This is a genomic window from Ruegeria sp. BG11 (assembly GCF_056538565.1).
In genome coordinates, this window is sequence record NZ_JBQFTH010000008.1 from 83,374 (window position 1) to 109,615 (window position 26,242).

Annotated in this window: 20 protein-coding genes; 10 read left to right on the plus strand and 10 right to left on the minus strand. The window is 59.1% G+C overall.

What is annotated here, in order from left to right; all coding sequences use genetic code 11:
• Positions 1-73: 73 nt before the first annotated feature.
• Both mtnA and ACR0JF_RS14160 read left to right on the plus strand, forming a co-directional pair.
• Positions 74-1,174: an S-methyl-5-thioribose-1-phosphate isomerase gene (mtnA, locus tag ACR0JF_RS14155; RefSeq protein WP_170661604.1), complete on the plus strand. Its 1,101-nt coding sequence runs from the start codon at positions 74-76 to the stop codon at positions 1,172-1,174.
• A 27-nt stretch (positions 1,175-1,201) separates the two neighbouring features.
• On the plus strand, positions 1,202-3,235 hold the full coding sequence (locus tag ACR0JF_RS14160; protein ID WP_170661603.1) for a bifunctional aldolase/short-chain dehydrogenase: 2,034 nt from the start codon (positions 1,202-1,204) through the stop codon (positions 3,233-3,235).
• Positions 3,236-3,308: 73 nt separating this feature from the next.
• Here the strand turns inward: ACR0JF_RS14160 and ACR0JF_RS14165 are convergent, their stop codons facing one another.
• From ACR0JF_RS14165 to ACR0JF_RS14175, 3 genes are all read right to left on the minus strand, one after another.
• Positions 3,309-6,098, minus strand: a complete 2,790-nt coding sequence (locus tag ACR0JF_RS14165; RefSeq protein WP_170661602.1) for a bifunctional aconitate hydratase 2/2-methylisocitrate dehydratase — start codon at positions 6,096-6,098, stop codon at positions 3,309-3,311.
• A gap of 154 nt (positions 6,099-6,252) precedes the next feature.
• A complete protein-coding gene (locus ACR0JF_RS14170) occupies positions 6,253-7,560 on the minus strand; it encodes an HlyD family type I secretion periplasmic adaptor subunit (RefSeq protein WP_170661601.1) in 1,308 nt (435 codons plus the stop codon).
• On the minus strand, positions 7,557-9,299 hold the full coding sequence (locus ACR0JF_RS14175) for a type I secretion system permease/ATPase (RefSeq protein ID WP_170661600.1): 1,743 nt from the start codon (positions 9,297-9,299) through the stop codon (positions 7,557-7,559). The genes ACR0JF_RS14170 and ACR0JF_RS14175 overlap by 4 nt, the downstream gene beginning before the upstream one ends.
• 273 nt (positions 9,300-9,572) lie before the next feature.
• Here ACR0JF_RS14175 and ACR0JF_RS14180 point away from each other — a divergent pair, with 273 nt between their 5' ends.
• The 5 genes from ACR0JF_RS14180 to ACR0JF_RS14200 all read left to right on the plus strand — a co-directional run bounded on the left by ACR0JF_RS14180 (position 9,573) and on the right by ACR0JF_RS14200 (position 16,548).
• Positions 9,573-11,153: an ABC transporter substrate-binding protein gene (locus ACR0JF_RS14180; protein WP_170375664.1), complete on the plus strand. Its 1,581-nt coding sequence runs from the start codon at positions 9,573-9,575 to the stop codon at positions 11,151-11,153.
• A 90-nt stretch (positions 11,154-11,243) separates the two neighbouring features.
• The gene (locus ACR0JF_RS14185) at positions 11,244-12,809 is read left to right on the plus strand and encodes an ABC transporter substrate-binding protein (RefSeq protein WP_170661599.1); all 1,566 of its coding nucleotides are present in this window, start codon (positions 11,244-11,246) and stop codon (positions 12,807-12,809) included.
• Positions 12,810-12,915: 106 nt separating this feature from the next.
• Entirely contained in the window at positions 12,916-13,893 is a 978-nt protein-coding gene (locus tag ACR0JF_RS14190; protein ID WP_170483132.1) for an ABC transporter permease, read from the plus strand.
• Positions 13,890-14,840 (plus strand): ABC transporter permease, encoded by a 951-nt coding sequence (locus ACR0JF_RS14195; protein WP_170493418.1) that lies wholly within the window; start codon positions 13,890-13,892, stop codon positions 14,838-14,840. The genes ACR0JF_RS14190 and ACR0JF_RS14195 overlap by 4 nt, the downstream gene beginning before the upstream one ends.
• A gap of 4 nt (positions 14,841-14,844) precedes the next feature.
• Positions 14,845-16,548, plus strand: a complete 1,704-nt coding sequence (locus ACR0JF_RS14200) for an ABC transporter ATP-binding protein (protein ID WP_170661598.1) — start codon at positions 14,845-14,847, stop codon at positions 16,546-16,548.
• Here ACR0JF_RS14200 and ACR0JF_RS14205 read toward each other — a convergent pair.
• The 5 genes from ACR0JF_RS14205 to ACR0JF_RS14225 all read right to left on the minus strand — a co-directional run bounded on the left by ACR0JF_RS14205 (position 16,545) and on the right by ACR0JF_RS14225 (position 21,546).
• The gene (locus ACR0JF_RS14205; protein WP_170661597.1) at positions 16,545-17,324 is read right to left on the minus strand and encodes a citryl-CoA lyase; all 780 of its coding nucleotides are present in this window, start codon (positions 17,322-17,324) and stop codon (positions 16,545-16,547) included. The two genes, ACR0JF_RS14200 and ACR0JF_RS14205, sit on opposite strands and share 4 nt — an antisense overlap.
• On the minus strand, positions 17,321-18,508 hold the full coding sequence (locus ACR0JF_RS14210) for a CoA transferase (protein ID WP_170661596.1): 1,188 nt from the start codon (positions 18,506-18,508) through the stop codon (positions 17,321-17,323). Before ACR0JF_RS14210 ends, ACR0JF_RS14205 begins: the two co-directional genes overlap by 4 nt.
• Positions 18,498-20,009: a tripartite tricarboxylate transporter permease gene (locus tag ACR0JF_RS14215; RefSeq protein ID WP_170375649.1), complete on the minus strand. Its 1,512-nt coding sequence runs from the start codon at positions 20,007-20,009 to the stop codon at positions 18,498-18,500. The genes ACR0JF_RS14210 and ACR0JF_RS14215 overlap by 11 nt, the downstream gene beginning before the upstream one ends.
• A gap of 1 nt (position 20,010) precedes the next feature.
• Positions 20,011-20,493, minus strand: coding sequence for a tripartite tricarboxylate transporter TctB family protein (locus tag ACR0JF_RS14220; protein ID WP_170460001.1), 483 nt, complete (start codon positions 20,491-20,493; stop codon positions 20,011-20,013).
• A 69-nt stretch (positions 20,494-20,562) separates the two neighbouring features.
• Positions 20,563-21,546 carry a tripartite tricarboxylate transporter substrate binding protein gene (locus ACR0JF_RS14225; protein ID WP_170375647.1) on the minus strand — a complete coding sequence of 328 codons (984 nt, stop codon included), beginning with the start codon at positions 21,544-21,546 and terminating at the stop codon, positions 20,563-20,565.
• A gap of 107 nt (positions 21,547-21,653) precedes the next feature.
• Between ACR0JF_RS14225 and ACR0JF_RS14230 the strand changes: the two genes are divergently transcribed.
• From ACR0JF_RS14230 to ACR0JF_RS14240, 3 genes are read left to right on the plus strand one after another with little or no spacing between them, the layout of a single operon-like run.
• On the plus strand, positions 21,654-22,322 hold the full coding sequence (locus tag ACR0JF_RS14230; protein WP_170661595.1) for a response regulator transcription factor: 669 nt from the start codon (positions 21,654-21,656) through the stop codon (positions 22,320-22,322).
• Complete coding sequence (locus ACR0JF_RS14235) at positions 22,312-23,679, plus strand: sensor histidine kinase (RefSeq protein WP_170661594.1); 1,368 nt, start codon at positions 22,312-22,314, stop codon at positions 23,677-23,679. The genes ACR0JF_RS14230 and ACR0JF_RS14235 overlap by 11 nt, the downstream gene beginning before the upstream one ends.
• Positions 23,658-24,650 carry an ABC transporter substrate-binding protein gene (locus ACR0JF_RS14240; RefSeq protein ID WP_170661593.1) on the plus strand — a complete coding sequence of 331 codons (993 nt, stop codon included), beginning with the start codon at positions 23,658-23,660 and terminating at the stop codon, positions 24,648-24,650. Before ACR0JF_RS14235 ends, ACR0JF_RS14240 begins: the two co-directional genes overlap by 22 nt.
• Here the strand turns inward: ACR0JF_RS14240 and ACR0JF_RS14245 are convergent.
• Both ACR0JF_RS14245 and ACR0JF_RS14250 read right to left on the minus strand, forming a co-directional pair.
• A complete protein-coding gene (locus ACR0JF_RS14245; RefSeq protein ID WP_480669524.1) occupies positions 24,637-25,443 on the minus strand; it encodes a phosphotransferase family protein in 807 nt (268 codons plus the stop codon). The genes ACR0JF_RS14240 and ACR0JF_RS14245 overlap by 14 nt on opposite strands.
• A 135-nt stretch (positions 25,444-25,578) precedes the next feature.
• Positions 25,579-26,241, minus strand: coding sequence for a flagellar hook capping FlgD N-terminal domain-containing protein (locus ACR0JF_RS14250; RefSeq protein WP_170661592.1), 663 nt, complete (start codon positions 26,239-26,241; stop codon positions 25,579-25,581).
• Between the last annotated feature and the right edge of the window lies 1 nt (position 26,242).

The window sequence follows — 26,242 nt, forward strand, 5'->3', positions numbered from 1 at the left end:
TCGGCGCTTGAGGCCTGCGTGAAAATACTGGAACGTGTGGAAGACCCCATGAAACCCGACCGGAGGGCAGAGGATGAAAATTGGCGGTGTTCACTACCACTCAATCTGGCGCGACGCTGAAAGCGGCGAGGTCAGGATCATCGACCAGCGCTGGCTGCCGCATGATTTCCGGATCGCTACATTGTCCTCTCTGGCCGAGTTTGAGGCCGCAATCCGCGAGATGTGGGTGCGTGGCGCGCCTTTGATCGGGGCGACAGCTGCTTATGGGATGGCGGATGCGATGTCCCGTGACCCGTCTGATCAGAGTTTTGAACATTCAGCCTCGGTGCTGAACGCGACCCGCCCAACGGCGGTGAACCTGAACTGGGCGTTGCAGCGCTGCCGGGAGGCCCTGCTGCCTCTGCAGCCCGATCAACGTGCCGCCGCGGCCTGGGCGCTGGCGGACGAGATCTGCGAAGAGGATATCGAGATCAATCGCCGGATCGGAGAACATGGGCTTGCTTTGATCCGCGACATCGCCGCCCGCAAACCCGCAGGTGAGCCGGTGCGTTTGCTGACCCATTGCAATGCCGGGTGGCTGGCCACCGTAGATTGGGGCACTGCGACCAGCCCGATGTATCAGGCGCACAACGCTGGCTTGCCGATCCATGTCTGGGTTGATGAAACGCGACCCCGGAACCAAGGGGCCTTGACCTCCTGGGAGCTGGGCGAACATGGCATCAGCCATCAATACATCGTCGACAACGCAGGCGGTCACCTGATGCAGCATGGTCTAGTAGATCTGGTGATCACCGGGACGGATCGAACAACCTCGACCGGTGATGTTTGCAACAAGATTGGCACCTATCTGAAAGCCCTGGCCGCGCATGACAACAATGTGCCGTTTTATGTGGCCTTGCCCTCACCCACCATCGATTGGACGCTGCGGGACGGGGTCGCCGAAATCCCGATCGAGGACCGACCGGACCGCGAAATCTCGCATGTGTTTGGCATGACAGAGGAGGGCATTGGAGAGGTCTGTGTCGTCCCCGATGGCTCGGCTGTGGGCAACCCGGCCTTTGATGTTACGCCGAACCGTCTGGTTACCGGCTTGATCACCGAGCGGGGCGTCTGCGATGCCAGCGCCGAAGGTCTGGCGGCCATGTTCCCCGAAAAGGTTGGCCAAGCCGCCTGAGCGCAGAACGACAAGGATACAAAAGACATGATCGAAAACATGTACAAGGCGCAGGCCGCTGCAGATTGGCGTGCGGCCGCCGGCGCCGATCCGGCTGATCAGGAATTGGCAGAGCGGGTCTACACTTCGCGCCTCATCGGTCAGAACCCGGATCTGCTGATGCATGGCGGGGGCAATACCTCGGTTAAGCTAGAGCGCCCCGACCTGTTCGGTCAGATGCGACCTATTCTGCATGTCAAGGGCTCGGGCTGGGATCTGGACACGATCAAAGCGCCCGGACTGCCCGGTGTCTGGCAAGAGCCGCTGTTGAAGCTGCGCGCGCTCGATAAGCTGTCGGATGAGGACATGGTGAACTATCAGCGCTCAAGCCTGCTAAATTCGGCCTCGCCCAACCCGTCAGTCGAAACGCTGCTGCATGCCTTCCTGCCACATAAATACGTCGATCACACCCACGCCACGCCGTTTCTGATTCTGGCCGACCTGCCCAATGCTGAAGAGGTCTGTCGTGAGATTTTCGGCGACCGCTTGGGGATCGTGCCTTACATCATGCCCGGTTTCAGCCTCGCGAAGGCGGCGGCGGATGTGTACGACGCCAACCCTGATGTTGAGGGGCTGTTGCTGCTTAAACATGGTCATTTCGCCTTTGGCGCCACCGCTCAGGAGAGCTATGACAAGATCGTTCAGCATACCAATGAGGTCGCAGCCTATATGAGCCTGACCGAACTGACGCCAATTGGTGAACGTCTGCCTGCCAACGGGCTGGAAATGTTGCCGGTCTTGCGCGGTGTGATCGCCGAGGTCACGGCGGATCGGGACGGTGCGATGCCCGTCTTTGATCTAAGAAATGGCCCCGCGACACATGCGTTTATGGCGCGCGGCGATGTGGACGCGCTGGCGACTCGCGGCATGGCCTCACCGGATCACGTTCTGCGCACCAAAGGCTGGCCGCTGGTGCTGAAACAGTCGGACCTGACCGACCGGGATGGCATCAGGGCCAAGGTCGAAGCTTTCGCTGAAGACTACCGCGCCTATTTCGACCGTCAGGCCCCTCAGGCTGCGGAACCCAAGACCATGCTGACCCCTGACCCGAAACATGCGTGGATCGAAGGGATCGGTGTTCTGGGGATTGGGGTGAACGCCAAGGCGGCCTCAGCCTCGGCTGATCTGGCCGAGCAGAACATCCGCGTGCGCGCCGTCGCAGAAGATGCGGGCGGCTTCTATCCGATTGGCCAAAAGGACATGTTCGATTGCGAATATTGGTCGTTGGAGCAAGCAAAGCTGGGCAAAGGCACCCCACCGCCGTTTCAGGGTCAGGTCGTCATGGTGACCGGAGGGGCAGGCGCGATTGGTCTGGCAACCGCCAAAGCCTTTGCCGCCAAGGGCGCGAATGTCGTTCTGGTGGATCGGGATCAAGCGGCTCTGGATTCCGCCCTATCCCAGTTGGGTCGGTGGCATTCGGCCTGCGCGCTGGACATCACGCAAGCTGACGCTGCCGATACCGCGATGGCGGCTGCGGTTGCGGCCTTCGGGGGGCTGGATATTCTGGTGTCGAATGCGGGCACGGCCACAGGGGGCGCTCTGGTCGAGCTGGAGGATGAAGCCTTCCGCGCGGCTTTCGAGTTGAACTTTTTTGCGCATAAGGCCTTTGCCACCGCCGCCGCCAAGCTGATGCAGGATCAGGGGCGGGGTGGACAGATTCTGTTCAACATCTCGAAACAGGCAGTCAATCCCGGTCGTAACCTGGGCGCCTATGGAACCCCCAAAGCCGCCACTATGTTCTTGATGCGGCAACTGGCGCTGGAACTGGCGGGGTCTGGTATTCGGGTCAACGGGGTCAATGCTGACAAGATCAGATCAGGCCTGTTGACGGATGCGTTCATCAAGGAACGCGCCGCCGCGCGCGGTGTCAGCGAAGAGGTCTATATGGGCGGCAACCTTCTGGGCCGCGAGGTTGAGGCGCATCATGTCGCCGAAGGCTTTGTCAATCTGGCTTTGATGGAGCGTACCACGGGACACGTCATCACGGTCGATGGTGGTAATACCGAAGCCGAACTGCGCTAGCTTCGCCCCCAAAAAAACCACTGCGCGCGACCGATGAACGGCCGCGCGCATGAAAAACTTGTCAGATGCGGCGTTAGAAATGCGCCGATTTAGTGGCCGGGTTTTTCGCAACCGGCGGGGCGAACTTGGTTAGGTCGATCCCTTCAACCGAGGCTTTGTATTCCTCGATCGTGGGCGTCCGGCCCAGAATGGCCGACAGGACAACAACCGGGGTCGAGGCCAGCAGCGATTCACCTTTCTTGTCCGGCGCATCTGCCACGACGCGGCCCTGGAACAGGCGGGTCGAGGTGGCCAGAACCGTGTCGCCCTTGGCGGCTTTTTCCTGGTTGCCCATGCACAGGTTACAGCCGGGACGTTCGAGGTACAGAATGTTCTCGTACTCAGTCCGCGCCTTTTCCTTCGGGAACAGGTCGTCGAATTCGAAGCCAGAGTATTTCTCTAGCACTTCCCAGTCGCCCTCTTCCTTCAACTCGTCGATGATGTTGTAGGTCGGGGCTGCCACGACCAGCGGGGCCTGGAACTCAACCTTGCCGGTTTCCTTTTCAAGGTTCTTCAGCATCTGGGCCACGATCTTGATGTCGCCCTTGTGCACCATACAGGATCCGACAAAGCCCAGATCCACATGCTTCTCGGCATTGTAATACGAGATCGGGCGGATCGTGTCGTGGGTATAGCGCTTTGAGACATCAGCGTTGTTGACATCCGGGTCGGCGATCATCGGTTCAACGATCTGGTCCAGATCAACGACAACTTCGGCGAAGTATTTCGCGTTGTCATCGGGGCGCAGCGCTGGCTTTTCGCCCGACTTGATTTCGGAAATGCGCGCATCGGCGATGTTGATCAGCTTTTGCAGCATGCCGTTCTCATGCTCCATGCCTTTGTCGATCATGATTTGGATGCGCGACTTGGCCAGTTCCAGCGAACCGATCAGGGTCTCGTCATTCGAGATACAGACCGAGGCCTTGGCCTTCATCTCGGCAGTCCAGTCGGTGAAAGTGAAGGCCTGGTCGGCCAGCAGCGTGCCGATATGAACCTCGATCACGCGGCCCTGGAACACGTTGTCGCCATGCTGTTCCAGCATCTGCGCCTGGGTGGCATGTACGACATCGCGGAAATCCATATGCTCGGCCATCTTGCCCTTAAAGGTCACCTTGACCGATTCAGGGATCGGCATCGAGGCCTCACCTGTGGCCAGCGCCAAAGCAACAGTGCCCGAGTCGGCCCCGAAGGCCACGCCTTTGGACATACGAGTGTGGCTGTCGCCGCCGATGATGACCGACCAGTCATCCACGGTGATGTCGTTCAACACCTTGTGGATCACGTCGGTCATCGAATGGTAGACGCCCTTCGGGTCACGCCCGGTGACGAGGCCGAAGTCATTCATGAACTTCATCAGGCGGGGGGTGTTGGCTTGCGCCTTCGCATCCCACACAGAGGCCGTGTGACAGCCAGACTGATACGCCCCGTCGACGATGGGCGAGACAACTGTAGCCGCCATCGACTCAAGCTCTTGCATGGTCATCAGGCCGGTTGTGTCCTGTGAGCCGACGATGTTGACCTTGACGCGCACGTCCGATCCGGCATGCAGGGTCTTGCCGGGCGTGGTCCCAACGGCGTTCTTGTTGAAGATCTTTTCAACCGCTGTCAGGCCCTGGCCTTCGTGGCTGATTTCCTTCGACGGAGCAAAGACCAGCGGCGCTTCGACACCCAGTGCCTCGGCTGCGAATGTCTGCAGTTTCTTACCGAAGACGATGGCGTAGGAACCGCCTGCCTTCATGAACTCGACCTTTTGCGGCGTGAAGGACGAGGTCACGTCGACCAGCTCTTCACCATCTTCGCTGAGCAGTTTGTGGTCTTTGGTGTTGATCTTCAGAACCGTACCAGTGGCAACCGAGTACTTCTCTTCCAGGATCGGGTTGCCGTCATTGTTGAGGATAGCGTTGCCATCCTCATCTACCTTTTTGACCCAGTTCTTCAGGTCCAGCCCGATGCCGCCGGTCACGCCGACAGTGGTCAGGAAGATCGGCGAAATGCCGTTGGTGCCAGCCACGATAGGGGCGTAGTTGACGAAGGGTACATAGGGGCTGGCTTGTTTACCGGTCCACAGGGCCACGTTGTTCACACCCGACATACGGGACGATCCCACACCCATGGTGCCTTTTTCAGCGATCAGCATGACGCGCTTGCCGGGGTGCTTCAGCTTCAGCCCTTCGATCTCTTGTTGCGCGGTCTCGGAGATCAGGCATTTGCCGTGCAATTCGCGGTCCGCGCGCGAGTGTGCCTGATTACCGGGCGACAGCAGGTCGGTCGAGATGTCACCTTCGGCGGCGACATAGGTGACGACTTCGATCTCTTCGTCGATGTCGGGCAGCTTGGTGAAGAACTCGGCCTTGGCGTAGCTTTCAAGGATGTCTTTCGCGACGGCATTGCCTGCATCGAGCGCAGCTTTCAGCCGGTCGGTATCTGCGTCATACAGGAAGACCTGAGTCTTCAGAACCTCAGCCGCCTTGCCCGCGATCGCTGCGTCGTCACCCAATGCCAGATCCAGCAGGACCTTGACCGAGGGGCCGCCCTTCATGTGCGACAGCAGCTCGAACCCGAAATCCTGCGAGATTTCTTCGACATCGGCCTGACCCAGAATGATCTCTTTCAGAAACGCCGCCTTCTCACCCGCGGCGCTGGTTGTGCCAGGCAGGGTGTTGTAAATGAAAAAGTGCAGCGAGTCCGCGCGATGTTCGTTCTGAGGGTCGCGGATCTGGTCAATGATCTCTTTTGTCAGGGCACCGTCATCGACGGGTTTGGGATTCAACCCCTGCTCTTTGCGTGTTTCGATCTCGGCAAGGTAATCAGTATACAGGCTCATGGCTATCCCGACGTATTGGCGTTAGAAGGTGCTTGAGTTCCCGGTTTCAGACATGGATCTGACGCCCGGATATGCTCTTTGTATGCGGCGGTATACTAAATCTGCTGGGATTGCAAGTCGTGACACTGGGACAGGTTGCCCCAGGCGCGATGTGTTATTCCCGGAACGCCCGCGTGAAGTAGTCGGTCAGCGGCTTGGTCAGGTAGGACAGCGGGGTACGCTCATCGGTTTTGATCATCGCCTCGACCGGCATGCCCGGCAGAAGAGTTTGCCCATTCAGGCGATCCAGCTGACCGTCATCAGGGACCAGTTCAGCCCGGTAGAAGGTAAAACCTGTGCCTTCGTCGGTGAATGTATCTGCCGAGACATTGATGACATGACCGTCCAGTTCAGGCGTTTCCCGCTGGTTGAAGCTGGGAAAGCGCAGGGCGACTTCTTGACCGCGAAACAGCTGGTCAACATGGATTGTATCCACCTTGGCCGCGACCAGTAGAGGCGTATCCTGAGGCACCACATACATCATCTGTTCAGCCGGCTGGATGACCGACTGCAGGGCGAAAACCTGACTGTCATAGACGGTGCCCGAAACGGGCGCGCGAATATCCAGACGCGATAGGCGCTCGGTCAGGGACAGGCGCCGTTCAGCAAGCTCGGCGATGCGCGTCTGCGCGTCACGCAGCGTTGTGATCGCTTCTTCGCGGCGGGTTGCGTTCAGCTCCAATATCTGGATCTCGGTCGAGGCGATTTGCCCTGTCAACCGGGCGATGGTCGCCTCAAGCCGTCCGATGGCACCGGTCAGGTTGGCCTCTTCCCGTTGCAAGGCCGATACGCGGCTGGCTTGTGTCAGGCCGCGCTGCAACAGGCTTTCCTGATCTTTGAGCTCTTCGCTTATCAGTTCCACTTGTTTTTGGGCGGCGGTTAACTGCGCCTGTGTGCCGTCGATTTCGTTTTCGATCTGGGTTTTCTGACGAGTCAATTGCTCAGTCTGTTGCGTCAACGTCTCGTTGCGGGCGTCAAAAAGGCGCTGCTGACCTGCGATCAGATCGTCTGGGATGTTTTCGCGTTGCTGTACCTCTCGCAGCTTTGCCGCCAACTCCTCGGAGGTGGCCCCATCGCGTTCCGCTTCCAACCGGGCCTGACGGCTAAGCAGTTCAAACAATTGCGTCTCGACCACCGTTTTCTCCGAGGCCAGAAACGTATCGTCCAGACGCAACAGCAGTTCGCCGCTTTCGACTTGATCCCCGTCGCGCACAAAAATCTCGCCGACGACCCCGCCATCGGGATGCTCTACCACCTGACGGTTGCTTTGCACTTCGATCACACCTTGTGAGATGATCGCACCAGCCAGTTGGGTCCGAACGCTCCAGATGCCGATGCCCACAACAAGGATGAGCAGCGCAACAAAGCCCACAGTTGCAGGGAAGGTTATGCGCCAACTGCGGCGCGCAGGAGGGTTGCTCATTTCTCACCCACTTTATTGAGGTGTCGTTTGATCGCACCGGCATTCTGGACCATCGAGCCCAGAACCTCGTCCCGGCTGCCTGCTTTGACGATCTGGCCTTTCTCGACCACAATCAGGTCATCACATTCGGAAATCGCCTGCGGGCGGTGCGTCATGATAATCGCGGCCTTGCCACTATTCTTGAGGCTGCGCACCGCGCGGTTCAGCGCTTCGGTGCCGTCGGCATCCAAGGCCGAGTTCGGCTCGTCCAGGATCAGCAGAACAGGATCACCATAGAGCGCCCGGGCAAGCGCGATCCGTTGTTTCTGACCGCCGGACAACTGGCTGTCATTGCCTTCCAGAAAGGTGTCATAGCCCTTCTCCAAAGACATAATCAGCTCATGTGCGTTGGCCTTTTTGGCGGCGGCGACAACAGCGGCGTCATCGGGTTGTTGCGACATCCGGGCGATGTTCTCAGTTACCGTTCCGTTGAACAGTGTCACCTGCTGCGGCAGGTACCCGATGTAGTGGCCCAGATCATCTGCGGCATATTGGTCCAGTGTCGCGCCACCCAAGCGAATCTCACCCGCTGCGGGGGTCAGCAGACCCAAAAGCGCCTTGGCCAGAGTCGTCTTGCCCGAGCCACTTTTGCCGATCACACCCAGCGCCTTGCCGGGTTCCAATAGCAGCGAGGCATTGCGCAGGGTTGGCTTTTGAACGCCGGGGGGAATGACCGTCAGCCCTTTTGCGACGAGACGCGCCTCGGGCACCGGCAGCTTGGTTTTGGCCTGCTCGGGAGGGGTTTCATCGAGGAAGGTGCCAAGACGGGACCACGCCGTTCGCGCGTTTTCGATCAGCCCCCATTGGCCCACCGCCATTTCCACAGGTGCCAAAGCGCGGCCTAGCAAGATCGAACCGGCGATCATGGCCCCGGCGGTCATCTCGTTGCGCAGCACCAGCCAAGCGCCAAGCGCCAACATCGCGGATTGCAGGAACAGGCGCAGCGATTTCGTCAAAGACGTGAAGCTGCCGGTCCAGTCACTGGCCGAGATGCTCTGCGACAAAGCGTTGCTGCGCTGTGACAACCAGCGCTGTGCAACGTCGCCCTGCATGCCTTGCGACCGCACAACTTCGGCGGCTTGCCGCGCTTGTTCCGCAAAGGCATTGGCCCGGCCTGAGGCAACCTGTGCTTCGGCCACCTTCTGTTTGGTCAGGATCTGGTTGAGCAAGGCAATGACGATCAGCAAGGACCCACCAGCAACCGCTAACCAGCCGAGCAATGGGTGGAACAGGAAGATCGCGGCTAGAAATACAGGCGTCCACGGAATATCCATAACGGCGAGGAAAACAGGTGACGCGCAAAGCGACCGCACGGCCTCCAGATCGCGCAAGGCCGTTGCTGGGGCCGAGCGGATCTGTGGATACAATGCCCGCCGAATGGTTCCGTCAAAAACCCTCTCGTCCAGCGAGGATTGGAACTTGGCCCCGAACCGCGCCACGATCCGGCCGCGCGCGTAATCCAGCATGGCCATCAGGCCGTAGAGCAGCCCGACCAGCAGAAACAGCGCCGTAAGCGTCTCGACAGAGCGCGAGCTGAGAACCCGGTCATAGACCTGCAGCATGAACAGCGGCCCGGTCAGCATCAGCAGGTTGACGAAGATGCTGAATAGAAACGCGACACCCAGAAACGATACGCTCTGGTTGCGCACGCTCTGAAGCTCTCGCCTCGGGTTGGGCGGTTTGCGGTTTGTCTGTTTCAAATCAATGTCCCCGACACGATGTCCAGCCTGATGCGGCTACGTTTTTTTACCGCGAACCGAGTCTCGAAGAAAGAGTTAGGGTATGCAACTCGATCGTCAAAGGACCAGCGAAATCCGGCCAAACGGCTAAAATCTGGTAGGTTCCCCTCGGGTCCAGCACCCCAATTAGGCATTGCAAGTTTCAGAATGATTTGGATTATCAAGGGCACGTTGATCGCACTTCGTCGATCACCCGCCATCCGTGCGGGTTAAAAAAGAATTGGGGAGATTACAATGAAAGTGAAACACTTGCTGGTCGCAGCCAGTGCCATGGCCCTTTTGGCTGGTACTGCCTCTGCGGAAACGCTGCGCTGGGCACGCGCGGGCGACTCGCTGACGATGGACCCGCATGCCCAGAACGAGGGTCCGACATCGGCCATGGCGCATCAGATCATGGAAACGCTGGTGATGCGCGACCATTCCGGGGCGCTTGTGCCGTCGCTGGCGACTGAATGGGCGCCGTCTGAGGAAAACCCGAACGTCTGGGTGTTCAAGCTGCGTGAAGGCGTGACCTTCCATGACGGCGCCGAGTTCGACAGCGAAGACGTTGTCTTCTCACTCAACCGCGCCATGACGCCGGATTCGGACTACAAAGAGCTGCTGGCCTCGGTCAAAGAGGTGCGCGCGCCGGACAAATACACGGTCGAGATCGAAACCGACGGTCCGAACCCGATCATGCCCAACAACCTGACCAACATGTTCATGATGGACAAGGCCTGGGCCGAGGCGAACAACGCCGTGAAGGTGCAGGACTATGAAGGGGGCGAGGATACATTCGCCGCTAAGAACGCAAACGGTACTGGCCCCTACAAGCTGGTCAGCCGTGAACCGGACGTGAAAACCGTTCTGACCGCGAACGAGAACTACTGGGGCAAGGATGAGTTCCCCCTAGAAGTGACCGAGATCATCTATACCCCGATCCAGAACGCCGCGACCCGGGTTGCTGCTTTGCTGTCGGGTGAGGTCGATTTTATTCAGGACGTTCCGGTGCAGGATCTGGCCCGCGTTGCGGATACCGATGGTCTGGACGTGCGGACCGCGCCTCAGAACCGGGTGATCTTCTTCGGCATGAACATGGGTGATGCCGATCTGGGTTCGGACAATGTGGACGGGAAGAACCCGTTGGCTGACGTGCGTGTGCGTCAGGCAATGTCCAAGGCCATCAATCGGGATGCCATCAAGCAGGTCGTTATGCGCGGCCAGTCGGCCCCTGCGGGCATGATCGCACCGCCTTTCGTGAACGGTTGGGATGAGGGAATGGATAGCTCCTCGACGACCGATATCGAAGGCGCTAAGGCCCTGATGGCCGAGGCTGGATATCCGGATGGGTTCTCGATCACGCTGAACTGCCCCAATGACCGCTATGTCAACGACGAAGCGATCTGTCAGGCTGCCGTTGGCATGCTGGCGCAGATTGGTGTCACGGTGAATCTGGATGCCAAACCCAAGGCGCAGCATTTCCCGTTGCTTTCGAACCTCGAGACCGACTTCTACATGCTGGGCTGGGGCGTTCCGACCTACGACTCTGAGTATATTTTCAACTTCCTGGTTCACACCAAGGGTGAGAAATACGGCTCGTGGAATGCGACCCGCTACAACAACCCGGAACTGGATGCCAAGATCCAGGGGCTGGCCTCTGAAACGGACCTTCCGAAGCGCGACGCGCAGATCGCCGAAATCTGGCAAGTGGTGCAGGACGATCAGCTGTATATCCCGATCCACCATCAGGTGCTGAACTGGGGTATGAAGTCGAATGTCGGCACAATTGTTGAGCCGGAAGATTCGCCGAAGATCAAATACTTCACCATGAACTAAGGTTCAGGCTTCAAGACAGGGCAGGGCGCGGACCAGCGCCCTGTCATTTGGTGTTTCACGACTGTTCACCCAAAACAGAGAGGTATCGCCATGACCTTCAAGGCAACAGCCATCGGTTTGGCCTTTTTGGCCGCAAGCGCCGCTCAGGCGGCCGAATTCAAATGGGCCTCGACCACCGATCCACAGACCATGGACCCGCATGCCGTCAACTCGGCCGCTGTTCTTGGGTTCCTCAACAATGTCTACGAAGGGCTGGTCCGCCGCGGCAAGGATATGAGCGTTGAGCCCGCCCTGGCCACCAATTGGGAACCGATCGGAGACGGCGAAGGCTGGCGGTTCACCCTGCGTGAGGGCGTGACGTTCCACGATGGCAGCACATTCGACGCGCAGGACGTTCTGTTCAGCTATCAACGCGCCTCGGATGAGGTCTCGGATACCCGCAGCTGGTTTGCACCGATCAGCGAGGTCAAAGTGGTCGATGACTACACCGTCGATTTCATGACCACTGCACCCAACCCGTTGTTCCCGTCGTCCATTGCCAATTGGATGATCATGGATCAGGGCTGGGCTGAGGCGAACGAGGCCGCTCTGCCCGTCAAGGAAACCGGGAATTACGCGACGCTGAATGCCAACGGCACCGGTGCGTTTCAGATCACCGCGCGTGAGCCCGGTCTGCGCACCGTTCTGGAACCTTTTGATGGTTGGTGGGGTGAGGCAGAGCACAACATCACCCGCGCCGAATTCAACCCGATCCAGAACTCTGCCACCGCCGTCGCGGCCTTGCTGTCCGGCGATGTCGATATGATTGAGCCTGTTCCGATTCAAGACGTGGCGCGCCTTCAGGGCAATGATGAGGTCGAGGTCATTCAGGGGATTGAGGCCCGAGTGATCATGCTGGGCTTTGATCATCAGGCCGAGACCCTGAAATACACCGATGATGCTGGCAAACCGAACCCGTTCCGGGATGCGCGCGTGCGTCAGGCCGTGGCGTATGCGGTGAATGTCGACGCCATCCTTGCCACGATCATGCGCGGCAACGCTGAAGCGGCCTCACAACTCGTAAGCCCGGCAATGAGCGGTTACTCGGCGGCCAATGCAGAGCGACCGGCCTATGATGTCGAGGCCGCAAAGGCGTTGCTGGCCGAGGCCGGATACGCGGATGGGTTTTCGTTCGGCCTCAAATGCCCTAATGACCGCTATCTGAATGACGAGGCCGTCTGTCAGGCGATTGTCAGCATGCTCGCGCAGATCGGCCTAACGGCTGAGTTGGACGCGATGCCGGTGCGCAACTACTGGCCCGAACTGCGCGAGGACAACTACGACATGTACCTGCTGGGCTGGAGCCCGGGCACATTTGACGCCGAACACCCCGTGCGCTTTCTCGTCGCGACACCCAACGAAGAGAAAAAGCTGGGCAGCTGGAATTTCGGCGGCTTCTCGAACGCGCGTGTCGATGAACTGCTGCCGCAGATTCAGTCCGAGCTGGATGAAGGCGCTCGTCAGGCCATGTTGGACGAGGTCACCAGCATCATTCAGGATGAGCAGGTCTATGTTCCGATGTATGTGCAACCTCTGGTCTGGGGAACGCGCAGCAATATCGAGCTGACGCAACGGCCGGATAACTTCTTCATCCTGCGGTGGGTTACCGTAGACTGAAAACGCTGTTCAAGGGGCCGGATCGTTCTGGCCCCTGTTTCGTTAGCGGTATCTTGACCATTTGGTCAGACGCGGCTTAGACAGGCCGATCAACCGGGGATTCTGAATGTTCGCATATATTGTTCGAAGGATGTTCCAATCCGTGATCGTTTTGCTGGTCGTGGGTCTGGTCGCGTTCTCAATGTTTCGTTTTGTCGGCGATCCGATCGACAACATGTTGGGTCAGGAACGCACACAGGCCGATATCGACCGGCTGAGGACGGAACTGGGCCTCGATCAGCCATTTATCGTGCAATACGCCAAGTTCTTGCAAGGCGCGGTTCAGGGCAATTTCGGAGTGTCCTACCGTCAGGGGCGCCCGGTCTCGACCATCATCGCTGAACGTGCGCCCGCGACGCTGGAGTTAGCCTTCGTATCAGGCTTCCTCGCTATCACTATGGGCATCGCGCTGGGTGTCTTCACCGCGATCCGACGACAAGGGGTGGCGGCGAATATCATCATGACGGTCAGTCTGATCGGGGTCTCTCTGCCCACCTTCCTGATCGGGATATTGCTGATCTATATCTTCTCGGTCGAACTTGACCTCTTACCCAGTTTCGGCAGGGGTGAGACGGTCATGATAGGGGGCTGGTCAACCGGGTTTCTGACCACCTCGGGCCTGAAGGCGCTGATCCTGCCCGCGATCACGTTGGGCTTGTATCAGATGACCCTGATCATGCGTCTGGTGCGGTCCGAGATGCTTGAGGTCCTGCGCGCCGACTACGTCCGTTTCGCCCGCGCCCGAGGGCTGTCAGACAGGGTGATCAACTTCCGCCACGCGCTGAAAAACACGCTGGTGCCGGTGATTACGATCACAGGTTTGCAACTGGGATCGATCATCGCTTTTGCCATCATCACTGAGACCGTGTTCCAATGGCCCGGTGTCGGACTGCTGTTCATCAACGCAATCCAGTTCGTCGATATTCCCGTCATGGCCGCCTATCTGATGCTGATCTCGGTCATGTTCGTGACGATCAACCTGATCGTCGATCTTCTCTACTATGCCATTGACCCGCGCCTGCGTGTCGACGCGAGGGCCACATGACCGATACGATCGAAACCCCGCAACCCGCCTCCAAGTCGCGCTTTGCCAAAGCGTGGGATAGCGATTTCGCATGGTCCTTCCGGCATTCGCCGGTGGCCGTCATTGCCTCGGCCGTTGTGCTGATCCTTGTGCTTTGTGCCGTCTTTGCGCCCTTGATCGCGCCTTACAATCCGTTCGACCCTGCGACGCTGAACCTGATGAACGGCTTCACACCGCCGGGCACACCGAATGCGTTTACGCAGGAAACCTTCCTGCTGGGCACAGACGACCAGGGTCGGGACGTATTCTCGACCATCCTCTACGGGCTACGCATTTCCTTGTTCGTGGGGGCTGCCGCCGTATTGCTGGCTCTGATCATCGGCGTCGTTCTGGGGCTGGTCGCGGCCTATTTTGGCGGCTGGGTCGAGACGCTGATCATGCGGATCGCCGACGTTCAACTGACCTTTCCGGCCATTCTGGTCGCCATGCTGATCTTCGGCATTGCCAAGGGCGTGACCCCGCCTGAATATCGCGATGAGATGGCAATCTACGTTTTGATCATCGCCATCGCCTTGTCAGACTGGGTGCAGTTTGCGCGCGTCGTCCGCGGGGCGGCGCTGGTCGAGAAGAACAAGGAATACGTGCAGGCGGCGCGGCTGATCGGTCGCGGTTCGATCCCGATCATGTTCCGTCACATCCTGCCTAATGTCCTCAGCCCGGTTCTGGTAATCGCGACGATCTCGCTGGCGCTGGCTATCATCGCCGAAGCGACGCTGAGCTTCCTTGGCGTCGGCGCGCCTCCGACCCAGCCATCTCTAGGGACGCTGATCCGTATCGGGCAGGGGTTCCTGTTCTCGGGGGAGTGGTGGATTCTGTTCTTCCCCGCCTGCACCCTTCTGGCCCTCGCCCTGTCCGTGAACCTGCTGGGCGACTGGCTGCGCGATGCGCTGAACCCTAAACTGCGGTGATTTCATGAGCCTTCTGACCATCCAAGACCTCACCGTCGAATTCCCAACACGCCGCAAGCTGTTCACTGCGGTGGATCACGCAGACCTGTCCGTCGAGCCGGGTGAAATCCACGGTTTGGTGGGCGAATCTGGCGCAGGCAAATCCACCATCGGTGCGGCTGTCATGGGGCTGCTGGAACGTCCCGGGCGGATCGCCAGCGGCCAGATCAAGCTGGGTGGCGAACAGATCAGTGGCCTCGATGCCGAAGCGATGCGCGGCCTACGCGGCAAGAAGATCTCGATGATCTTTCAGGACCCGCTGACCTCGCTGAACCCTTTGTTCACGGTCCGAGAGCAACTGACCGAAACCATCCTGGCCCATCTGGGTTGCACGGACGCCGAGGCTAATCAACGCGCCCGCGACCTGATTGACCGGGTAGGGATTCCGGACCCGGATACGCGTCTGGACCAATATCCGCACCAATTCTCGGGCGGGATGCGCCAACGGGTGGTGATCGCCTTGGCGCTGTGTACCGAACCAGATGTGATCATCGCTGATGAACCGACCACAGCGCTGGATGTTTCGGTTCAGGCGCAGATTTTGGACCTGATCAAGGAATTGGCGCGGGAACGGCAGGTCGGCGTCATTCTGATCACCCATGACATGGGCGTCATCGCCGATACGACCGATCGCGTGACCGTCATGTATGCTGGAAAGGTTGTCGAAACCGGGACAACCGCGCAGGTGATGGGGCAGCCCCAACACGAATACACGCGGTCGCTGATCGCGGCGGTGCCACGGCCGACGCTCAAGCTGCACCGGTTCCCTCAGATCAGCTATGGCGGTCGTGAGACGCGCTTTGCGATCGAGGATATGGCGCGCCATTGGCCGAAAGTGGACAATGACGCGTCCAAGCCCGTGTTCGAAATTCGCAACCTGACCAAACGCTTCCTGCAACGGCGCGGACTTTTGCCTTGGGACCGGACCTATTTTACCGCCGTCGACGACGTGAGCTTTGATATCCGTGCGGGCGAGGTGTTCGGCGTTGTGGGGGAATCCGGCTCAGGCAAGTCCACTGTGGCGCGGATGATTGCAGGATTGTACCCGGTCGATGGCGGCTCAATCACGTTTGACGGGCAGTTGGTCAGTGATCTGGGCGACAAAGCTGTGCAGGATGCTTATCGCAAGAACATCCAAATGATCTTTCAGGATCCCTATTCTTCACTGAACCCCAGAATGCGCGTGGACGAGATCGTGGCGGAACCAATCCGTCATCACCGTCTCATGAGCGGTTCAGACGTCAAACGTCGGGTGGATGAGCTGTTGGATCAGGTGGGTCTGGGTTCGGAAGCGGGCCTGAAATACCCGCATGAGTTCTCTGGCGGGCAGCGTCAGCGTATCTCCATCGCGCGCGCCTTGGCGACGCAGCCTCGGTTCCTGATCTGCGATGAGCCGACCAGTGCGCTAGACGTCTCGATCCAGGCGCAGATCCTGAACATCCTGAAGGACCTGCAAGAGCATCTGGGCCTGACGATGCTGTTCATCAGCCACGATCTGCCGGTCGTGCGGCAGATGTGCGACCGCGTTGCCGTGATGAAGGCAGGGCAGATGGTCGAGATCCAAGAGACCGATGCCCTGTTCGCCAACCCGCAGACGGACTACGCCAAGGAACTATTGCACTTAATGCCGCGACTTGATGATCTGTCGACCGAAGGGCTGGGCGTTTAGGTCTTGGTTTTGGGGTCCACATAAGTCCAGCGATAGGCGGGCGGGGTCGGTCCCTTGTTGCGGCCACCTTGCTCCATCTGCTCCCATGCGTGAGTCAGGATGCCGACAGAACGGGACAAGCAAAACAACCCGCGCGCCAAGGGTGGGGCAAAGCCTAACTCGGCATAGATCACGGCCGTCGCGCCATCGATATTCATGGGGACGGGTTTGCCTTTGCGATGGGCCAGCTCGTCCTCAATCGCCTGCCCGATCCGCATGAAATCACCGCTGCATGCCCCTTGATCGACGGCTTCGGTGACCAGCGCCATCAGGCGCGGCGCGCGCGGATCAGTCGGGGTGTGAAAGCGATGGCCAAAGCCCGGCAGGATCTTTCCTTGAGTGGTGATCCAGTCGTCCAATGCTTCCCCCAGATTGCCCGAATGCTCTACAACAAAGTGATAGAGCTGCACCGCCTGCTCTCCGGCCCCGCCATGCACATCGCCCAGCATGTTGACCGCGCTTGCCATCGCGTTGTTCAGGGGCAGACCGCAGGTGACTGCCATGCGGGCGGCTGCGATTGAAGGCGCTTGCGGACCGTGATCGACCGCCGCAACCAAAGCTGCTTCGAACAAACGAGCTTGTGCTTCGGTCGGTTTCTCGCCGCGCAGCATGAACCAGATCATTTCGGCGAAACTCAGATTGCCGATCAAATCCTGGATTGGCTCTCCGCGCAGGTATATCCGGCCAGGCTCCATGTCGATGATCGAGGTTTGCCACCAATCGGATACATCGCTCATATGATGCCCTCCTTTTTCAAGGCGTCGATCTCATCCTGCGACAGCCCGAGTTCAGACCAGATTGCGGAATTGTCTGCGCCCAATTCCGGCGGTGCAGTCCCAGGATGTTTGCGCGACCCGTCCATGACAATAGGGCTGCCAGCGAGCTGTAGGTCTTCACCGTGAATTTCCAGCGTACCGATCAAACCCCGCCCAGATAATTGCGGGTCGTCGAGTGCATCGGCGACGGTCAGAACCTGCCCGGTGGGCACTCCAATATCATTCAACTCTCGCACCCATTCCTTTGCCGGTCGCGTGGTCAGCGTGTGCTCCAATTCCGCGCGCAAGGCGTGACGGTTTGTCTTGCGATCCTCTCGTGTTGTGTAGGCTGGATCGTCCAGCAGGTCGTCCCGGCCCAGATGCTGAGCCAGCGCCTGCCATTGTTCATCGCGGTTGGCGGCAATGTTGATCGGGCTGTCTGCAGTGGCAAAGGTGCCCGAGGGGGCTGAGGTTGTGTTCTCGTTCCCATGCGCGGCCGGCGTGACGCCCCCGATCAGGTGGTTCGAGACGACCCAACCCATTGTAGAAATCACCGCCTCGGTCATAGCAACGTCCAGAAACGCGCCACGCGGGGTCGTATTCAGGGCGGATGAGATGGCGAATGCTGCGGTCAGGCCGCCAACTGTATCCGCCAGAGGGTAGCCAACACGATAAGGGGCCGTGTCCGGCGCGCCGGTGATGGACATGACGCCGCTGATGCCCTGTACGATCTGGTCATAGGCGGGATCATCCCGGCGGGGTCCGTCCTGCCCAAAGCCACTGATCGCGCAGTAGATCAGTCGCGGGTTTTCAGCTTTCAGGATTTCATAGCTCAGACCCAATCGATCCATAACGCCGGGCCTGAAATTCTCGACCAGAACATCGGCGTTGCGAACAAGCTTTTTCAGCAGCGCTTTGCCCCGGTCGGATTTCATGTCCAGCGTGACGGATTTTTTAGCAGCGTTTTGCGCCAGGAAGCTGATCCCCATGCCAGCTTTGTTGCGATCAGGGTCAGCGCCCAAAACACGGGCTAGATCGCCTGAGCCAGGGCGTTCGACCTTGATCACCTCGGCGCCCATTAATGCGAGCTGATAGCAGCAATAGGGGCCGGCAAGCACGTTCGTCAGATCCAGAACGCGAATGCCGGCCAGAGGGTCAGTCCCCATCCGCAATCCCCGCGGCCCGTGCCCGCGCACGGCGCGCGCGGTAGCTCGGCAGCAGCACCAGAAGGACGGCGATTACCAGCAGACCTAGGGTCATCGGGCGTTCCCAGATGAAAGCGATACCGTCATAGAGCTGCATCGAGCGGGCAAAGTTGTCCTCCATCATTCCGCCAAGGATGAACCCGATCAGAAGCGGCGCGAGGGGGTAGTCGGCGAATTTCAACGCGGTGGCGCAGATGCCGAAACCCACGAGGATCAGCAGTTCGGTCGCGTTGTTCTGGCCGATATAGGCGCCCATCAGGGTGAAGAACAGGATGAACGGGATCAGGAAATTGCGCGGTACGGCCAGCACTTTGGCGATGTAGGGGATCAGCGGCAGATTCAGGATCAGCAGCACCAGATTGCCGATAAACATCGACATGATGACGGCCCAGAAAATCTGAGGCTCATCCACCATCAGGCGCGGGCCGGGTGTCACGTTCAGCGCGATCAGAGCGCCCAACAGGATGGCCGTTGTGCCCGACCCCGGGATACCCAGCGTTAGCAGGGGTACGAATGACCCGGTACAGGCCGCGTTGTTGGCGGATTCCGGTGCTGCCAGACCTTTGATGGAGCCTTTGCCGAACTCTTCCTGTTCCTGCTTCGGTGCAATATTGCGTTCAACCGCGTAGCCGAGGAAGCTGGCAATTGTCGCCCCAGCCCCAGGCAGGACGCCGATGAAAAAGCCCTGAACTGACTGACGGCCAATGACGGGTGCAATTGCTTTCGCTTCGTCCTTGGTGATGCGGAGGTCCTTGATTTCTCCGTCGTCGCCTTTCAGGTCTTTGGGTTTCAAAACGAGAAACAGCGCCTCGGGCAGGGCGAACATCGCCATAGCCAGCGTAATGAAGCCAAAGCCGGACTGTAGGTCCATGATCCCCATGGTGAAGCGCGGCAGGTTGAACAAAGCGCCTTCGCCGACGGTTGCCATGATCAGGCCGAGGATTGTCATGATCATGGCTTTGGCGACCTGACCAGACCCGGCGAAGGCCGCGATGGCGGACAAGCCTACGACCATAAGGGCAAAGTACTCGGCCGAATGGAACAGCAACGCGACAGAGGACAGTGCTGGCGCGAAGACCATCAACAGAATGGCGCCGAGCGTGCCACCCGCGAAGCTGGCAATGGCCGCGATCGTCAGTGCTTTACCGGCCTTGCCCTGCCGCGCCATCGGGTAGCCATCGAAACTTGAGGCCACGGTGCCCGCGACCCCCGGCGCGTTCAGCAGAATGGAAGAGGTCGACCCGCCGAAAATCGCGCCATAGTAGACGCCTGCCAACAGGATCAGGGCTGCCGAAGGATCGCCCATCGAAATAGCAACCGGGATCATGATCGCGATGATCGACATTGGGCCGAGGCCCGGCAACATGCCGATGAAAGTGCCGATCAGACAGCCGGCGATGACCATCAGCAGGTTTTGGATTGAGAATGCCGTTTGCAGGCCGATCAGAAGTCCTTCAAGCATGTCAGCCTCCGAAAATGCCCGGCAGGGGGCGCATGTAGATGCCCAGGACTTCCTGAACCAGGTACCAGACCGCGCCGGTGGCGATGAACGCAACCGGCAGCATGATGTGCCACTTGCGCTCGCCCAGAATGAAGGAGCCAAGGATCAGGAAGGCAGAAGTCGAGATCAGAAAGCCGACGGGCCGCAGGCACAGGGCATAAATCACCATCAGGGCCAATAGCATCAAAGCTTGATCAAGGTGGTAGTCACCCAGACGTCGGTAGTCGATATCCGCCGCTTTCGGCTCGGATTTTTCGAAGCCCAGCAGGATGATCGTGCAGGCGATGATGCCCAGAACAGACAGCACTTTGGGGAAGGTGCTTGGCCAAATAGGGTTGCGCTGCATGAAGGGGGGCAGGCTGCCATCCATCGTAAACCAGGCGGCGTAGCCATAGGCCAGACAGACCCCAAGCAAAACAAGCGCGATCCAGCGATCCAGCGCCATGACATCCCCTCCCTCGTGTTTTTTGTTGATTGTGGCAGAGCGGGCGGGCCGCTCTGCCGTGAGTGGTGCTTAGAGGAAGCCCAGTTTTTTCATCAGATCGCTGATCTGCTGTTCTTGCTGCTCGAGAAAGGTCGAGAAATCGTCGCCCGAATTGTGGATGTTCACCCAACCATTGCGCGCACGTACTTCTTCCCACTCGGGGGTGTCATACATCTTGGCGATGGCGTCTTGGTAGGCGGCCAGCTTGTCTTCGGGCAAGCCGGGCGCTGCAAAGAAACCGCGCCAGTTGACGAAGGTGGTGTCGATGCCCTGTTCCTTCATGGTCTGCGCGTCAGGCGCGGCGTCTACACGCTCATCCGCAGTCACACCAATGATCTTCACCTCGCCTGCATTGGCCAGATCAACCGCTTCCGAGAAGCCGGTGGACAGCGCCGCGATCTCACCCGACAGCAAGGCTGCCATGGCTTTGCCGCCTGCATCATAAGGAATGTACTTCACGCCAAGCGCGTCCTTGCCTGCTGCTTCCATCACCATGGCCGCAACCAGATGGTCCATGCCGCCCGGAACCGAGCCGCCGCCGATTGCTGTTGCACCCGGGTCCGCGTCATAGGCGGCCAGCAGGTCCGCCATCGAATTGATCGGGCTGTCTTTGCCGACAACAATGGCCGCGTAGTCGCCGATTGTGCCCGAGACCAGCGTCAGGTCGCGGAAGTTATGTGGGAACACACCCGTCAGTGAGCGGATCACGATGGGCGTCGAGTTCACCATCAGCGTACCATGGTTGCTGTCGGCGTTCTCGATCAGGTAGCCGATGGCCTTACCGCCGCCACCGCCTGACATGTTCTCGTAAGACGCAGTACCTACAAGCCCCGCTTTGGTTAGCGCCTCGCCGGTGCCGCGTGCAGTGCCATCCCAGCCGCCGCCTGCGCCGCCGGGGATCAGGAAGTGGATGCTGTCCACCACTTCGTGGCCGTCAGCCAAAACAGGTCCGGCAAGACCAACAGCGGCCACAGCCGCGATCAGGGCGCGACGGCCCAGTTTGAAAGTTGTCATGATGTCCTCCCATTTGACAACTGGCCGCTTGGCGGCACAGATTGTGGTCAAGAAAACACATCAACCTGACATCAACCTGTCATGCGCGAAAATACTGCGAACGCCTCATGAAATTTCTACTGGTCGAAGACAACATGGATCTTGCGAACGCAATCGGTTCGCGGATGCGATTGGACGGCCATGTCGTTGATCATGCTGCAACTTTGGACGATGCGACCGCGTTCGTCGAGGCTGAGGAATATGACCTGATCCTGTTGGACATCATGCTGCCCGATGGGGATGGGCGCGATTTCCTCAAACGCCACCGTGCAAGTCATCTGGACACACCCGTCATCGTTTTGACCGCGCGCAGCCAAGTCTCGGATCGAATCGGGTCGCTGGATCTGGGGGCCGACGACTACGTCACCAAACCCTTCGATCACGCAGAGCTCGAGGCCCGCTGCCGCGCCGTTTTGCGCCGCAAATCCGGGATCGCCAAATCAACCATCGAGATCGGCGGTATCGTCTTCGACCCGGTTGCCGGTCACTTGATTGTCGGTGGCGAGACCCTGTCGCTGCGCAACCGGGAGCTGCGTCTGTTGGAGTTCTTCATCAATGCGCCCGGTCAAGTGTTCTCGAAACAAAAACTGGCGGACAGGCTGTTTTCCTATGACGACGATGTCTCGGACAATGCTATCGAGGTCTATGTCGCTCGCCTGCGCAAACATCTCGAGCCTTCGGAGTTGAAGATTACCACGTTGCGTGGCCTGGGTTACAGGCTGGATCATGTCAGCTAGCCCCGCGGTTTCAGGATCTCTGCGCAACCGTCTGGTGCTGACCCTGATTGGCGGTGCGGCCATTCTGGCGTTGCTTTTGTTCTTTACAGTGCGCAGTTATGCCGCACGCGTCGCGCAGCAAGGGCAGGACAATATTCTTGGCGCTTCCGTCACCTCGATCCTCGATGCCGTCGCCCTACGGGACGGAGAGCTTGAGGTCGACATTCCTTATGCCGCCTTCTCGATGCTCAGCACGCCGTCGGATGATCGGGTGTTCTACGCAATCTTTCAGGACGGAGAACTGCTGTCCGGCTACGACGATCTTTCAGCCACGAATGGAACGCCCAATGGCGAATGGACATTTCAATCGGGCGAGGTACGCGGAGAGACCATTCGCCAGGTCAGCGCCAGCCGCACTCTCGTGGGTTTGGAAACCCGGACCGAGGTCGAAGTGGCCCTTGGTCAAACGCAAGACGCATTGGCCGAAACCCTCAGGCAGATTTCACGAAACGCGGCGTATCTGGGGATCGGCTTTTTTACCTTGGTCGCCGGGTTATCATTCTGGGCAACGTCAGCCACCATCGGACAGTTGAACAAGCTGACGACGTCGGTGACTCGCCGGGGCCCACAAGACCTCAGCCCATTCAGAAAACCGGTGCCGCGGGAAATGGCCCCGCTAGTGTCGTCGCTAAACTCTTTGATGGGGCGTTTGGATCAGTCGCTCAGCCAGTCCGAGGATTTCATAGCCGAGGCGGCACACCGGGTCCGGACGCCATTGGCAACGGTTCGATCCTATGCGGATACAACCTTGCAACGTGTTGAAAAAGAAGAGAATAGAGAGGCTTTGCGTTCAATGGTTCGGGCGATTGACGAAAGTTCTCGGGCGGCGGGGCAATTGCTGGATCACGCAATGATCACTTTTCGCGCCGATCATCTTGAGCGGGAAGAGATTGATCTTGTCGCCCTCGTCCGCGATCTGGTTCAGCGCCTCACACCCATTGCCGAGATGAAGGACCTTTCCCTGACGTTGGTCGGAGACCCCGTTGTGATCTATTCGGGCGATCCGATCCTGATCCAGAATGCGGTACGCAACATAGTCGACAACGCGCTAAAATATGCCCCTGCCGAAAGCGTGGTCGAGATCGAGGTCTCGCAAGGGACGCAAGCGCAGATCAGCGTGCGCGATCAGGGGCCGGGCTTTCCACCAAGCGAAATTGACACGCTCACCCGGCGGTTCGAGCGCGGTAAGAATGCGGCCGGGACCATTGGCTCGGGGCTTGGTCTGACCATCGTTCAGGATGTCGCGAAGGCCCATGGCGGCGATCTGATCCTGACCAACCGAAAAGGCAAAGGCGCATGCGTTACCTTATTGCTTTGATCCTCTCACTTCTGGCCTCAGTCTGCGCGGCCGAGGAGTGGGAAGACCAGCGGGTGTTCAACGCTGCCGCTGATGGTCCGCGTTTGCGCATCATCTCCAGCACCGACACCGCGCTTTTCGCGCCGTTGATAGAGGGGTTCCTGACGCAAAACCCGGACGTCTCCGTAGAGTATCTGGTGACCGGAACCGCCGATTTGAATGCGCGTGTGCGGTCAGCGCCTGAGGCGTTTGACATTGTCATTTCCAGCGCGATGGATTTACAGCTGAAACTTGCCAATGATGGGTTCGCAATGCCGCTGGAGAATATGCCCGGTTCGGACTGGGCCCAGTGGCATGACAGCCTTTTTGCCTTTACGCAGGAACCTGCGGCTATCGTCATCAACCGTGCGGCCTTCGCAGGGTATCCCGTTCCGCAAACCCGGCAGGAACTGATCGAGGCCCTGCGCGCGCGCCCCGAAGACTTCCGTGGGAAGGTCGGAACCTATGATATCCGCCAATCCGGTTTGGGCTATCTGTTCGCCACGCAAGATGCCCGCGCCTCTGAGACCTTTTGGCGCCTGATGGAGGTCATGGGCGGGCTGGACTTGCGTCTGTATTGCTGCTCGGGCGACATGATTGACGATCTGACAAGCGGCTCGATCGCGGTTGCTTATAACGTGCTTGGCAGCTACGCAACGGCGCGGGTTGAAGGCAAAGAGGCGCTCGAAGTCATTCTGCCCAGCGATTTTCAGACAACCATGATGCGAACGGCAATGGTGGTTAAAAACACGCAATATCCTGCTGTCGCCGAGGCGTTTGTCCGCCACCTGATCGTTGCAGGGCCTGAGTTGGCACCTTTGCCCTTGCTCACGTCACAGCAGGCGCAGGAGAGCGCGGTAATTACGCTGGAACCTGCTTTGCTGACTTACCTCGACACGCTCAAACGCAGGAAATTCCTGACGGCTTGGGAAGATGCTGTCATTCAGAAATAGCGTGGCCCTCAAGCGCCTTTAGCTCAAGCTGCAGGCCCTTTTCATAGTCTGTTGACCCGTTCTCAAACCGCCACAGGCAATAGGCTGCCATTCGCCACGCATACCACGGACGCAGCGCTTCGTACCGAGCAACCGTTTCGGGGTCGCCATATTCAGGCAGGAATCGCGCGCGTTCGTCCTGGGCCAGCGGTGCGCCACGATACAGATGCTGCATGGCAGGCGACAGGAACAGAGCCAGATCCTCGCAGGGATCGCCAATTGCCGGGCATTGCCAGTCGATCAGGGTTAGGTTTGATCCGTCCACCAGAATGTTCCCGGCCACAGGGTCGCCGTGGATCAGACATGTTCTTTTTGTTGGAGGCACAGGGTCCTCGGGCCGCATCGCGGTGACGCGATCTTTAAAGCCAGAGTAACACAACGCCAAGAGCTCAGCCCCGTGGCGAGCCAGATCAGCGCTGCCGTTCCGTCCAGTAGGCAGCGGCAAATCGACCGTCGCGCCATGCAATCTGCGCAGCAAAGAGGCGACCTGAGCCGTGTTACTTTCCCACGGGCGACCCGGCGCGTGATCGTACAGAACCCAGGCGTCGCCCTGATGTTGCCCCGTTGCCCGCAACCGGGGTACGAACCCGTCCTGCTCAAACGCGCGCAGACACAGCGCTTCGAGGTGGGCGTCATTGCGGAACATGGGGTTGCGCAGTTTGGTTCGGTAAAGCTTCAATACCGTGTCGCCACTCTCCCCCAGAACTTTCCAAACCATATTGGTCCGACCCCCAAACAGAGGTTCAAACTGCACGGACCCCGTGATCAGCCCGCGCGTGCGCAGGTGGTCGATCAGGCTTGGTGGAGGTGCGTTGACATGGGGCAGGGGACGTACCGCTCAGCAAAGGAATCGTGATTTGCCAAGGTTTGGACTGCCAGCCCGATCAGATCAAGCACCTGTTCGGATGGCTGTTACCTCATCCGAGCGTACAGTGGCCCCGCTTCGCAGGGACAGATGCACCGTCTCATCAGCGATTTGCGCCTCAACCACGCGGTTGTAGCTGGCGGCCAGACGCTGAGACAACAGCTCGTCATCCTTGTAACTCTCCAACGTGGCGGAATAAGTGCCCTGGCTCAGCGGATTGCCCGAAGCATCGGTTCCGGCCCAGAGGAATTCGGTGTCTGTGTCGTTGACCGGAATGCGGTCAATCACGGTGCCGGTTGAATTGCGGATCACCATGAAGGCTTCATCGCTTTTTGCATCGGCCTGAGCAAACAGAGTGACCGGCTGGCCTTCGAATCGGAAAGCCGAAGCTGATTGAACATCAAGGCCCACCCAATTGGACAGCTCACTCAGCTTTTGTCCCCCCAAAGCCGTGCTTAGGGAAGACAACAAGCTATTGGTCTGAACCTGCTGTTCAACCATCGAGAACTGAGCCAGCTGAGACGCGTATTCCGAGGAATCCATAGGCTCCAGTGGGTCTTGGTTTCGCGCTTGTGCAGTTAGCATCAGCAGAAAGGTCTCAAAATCCGAGGTTAGCTTGGACGCCTGCGATGCGGCCGAGGTCGGGGTCTGTGCTGCAGTCTGAGTGGAACTTGTAGGAGTGATCATT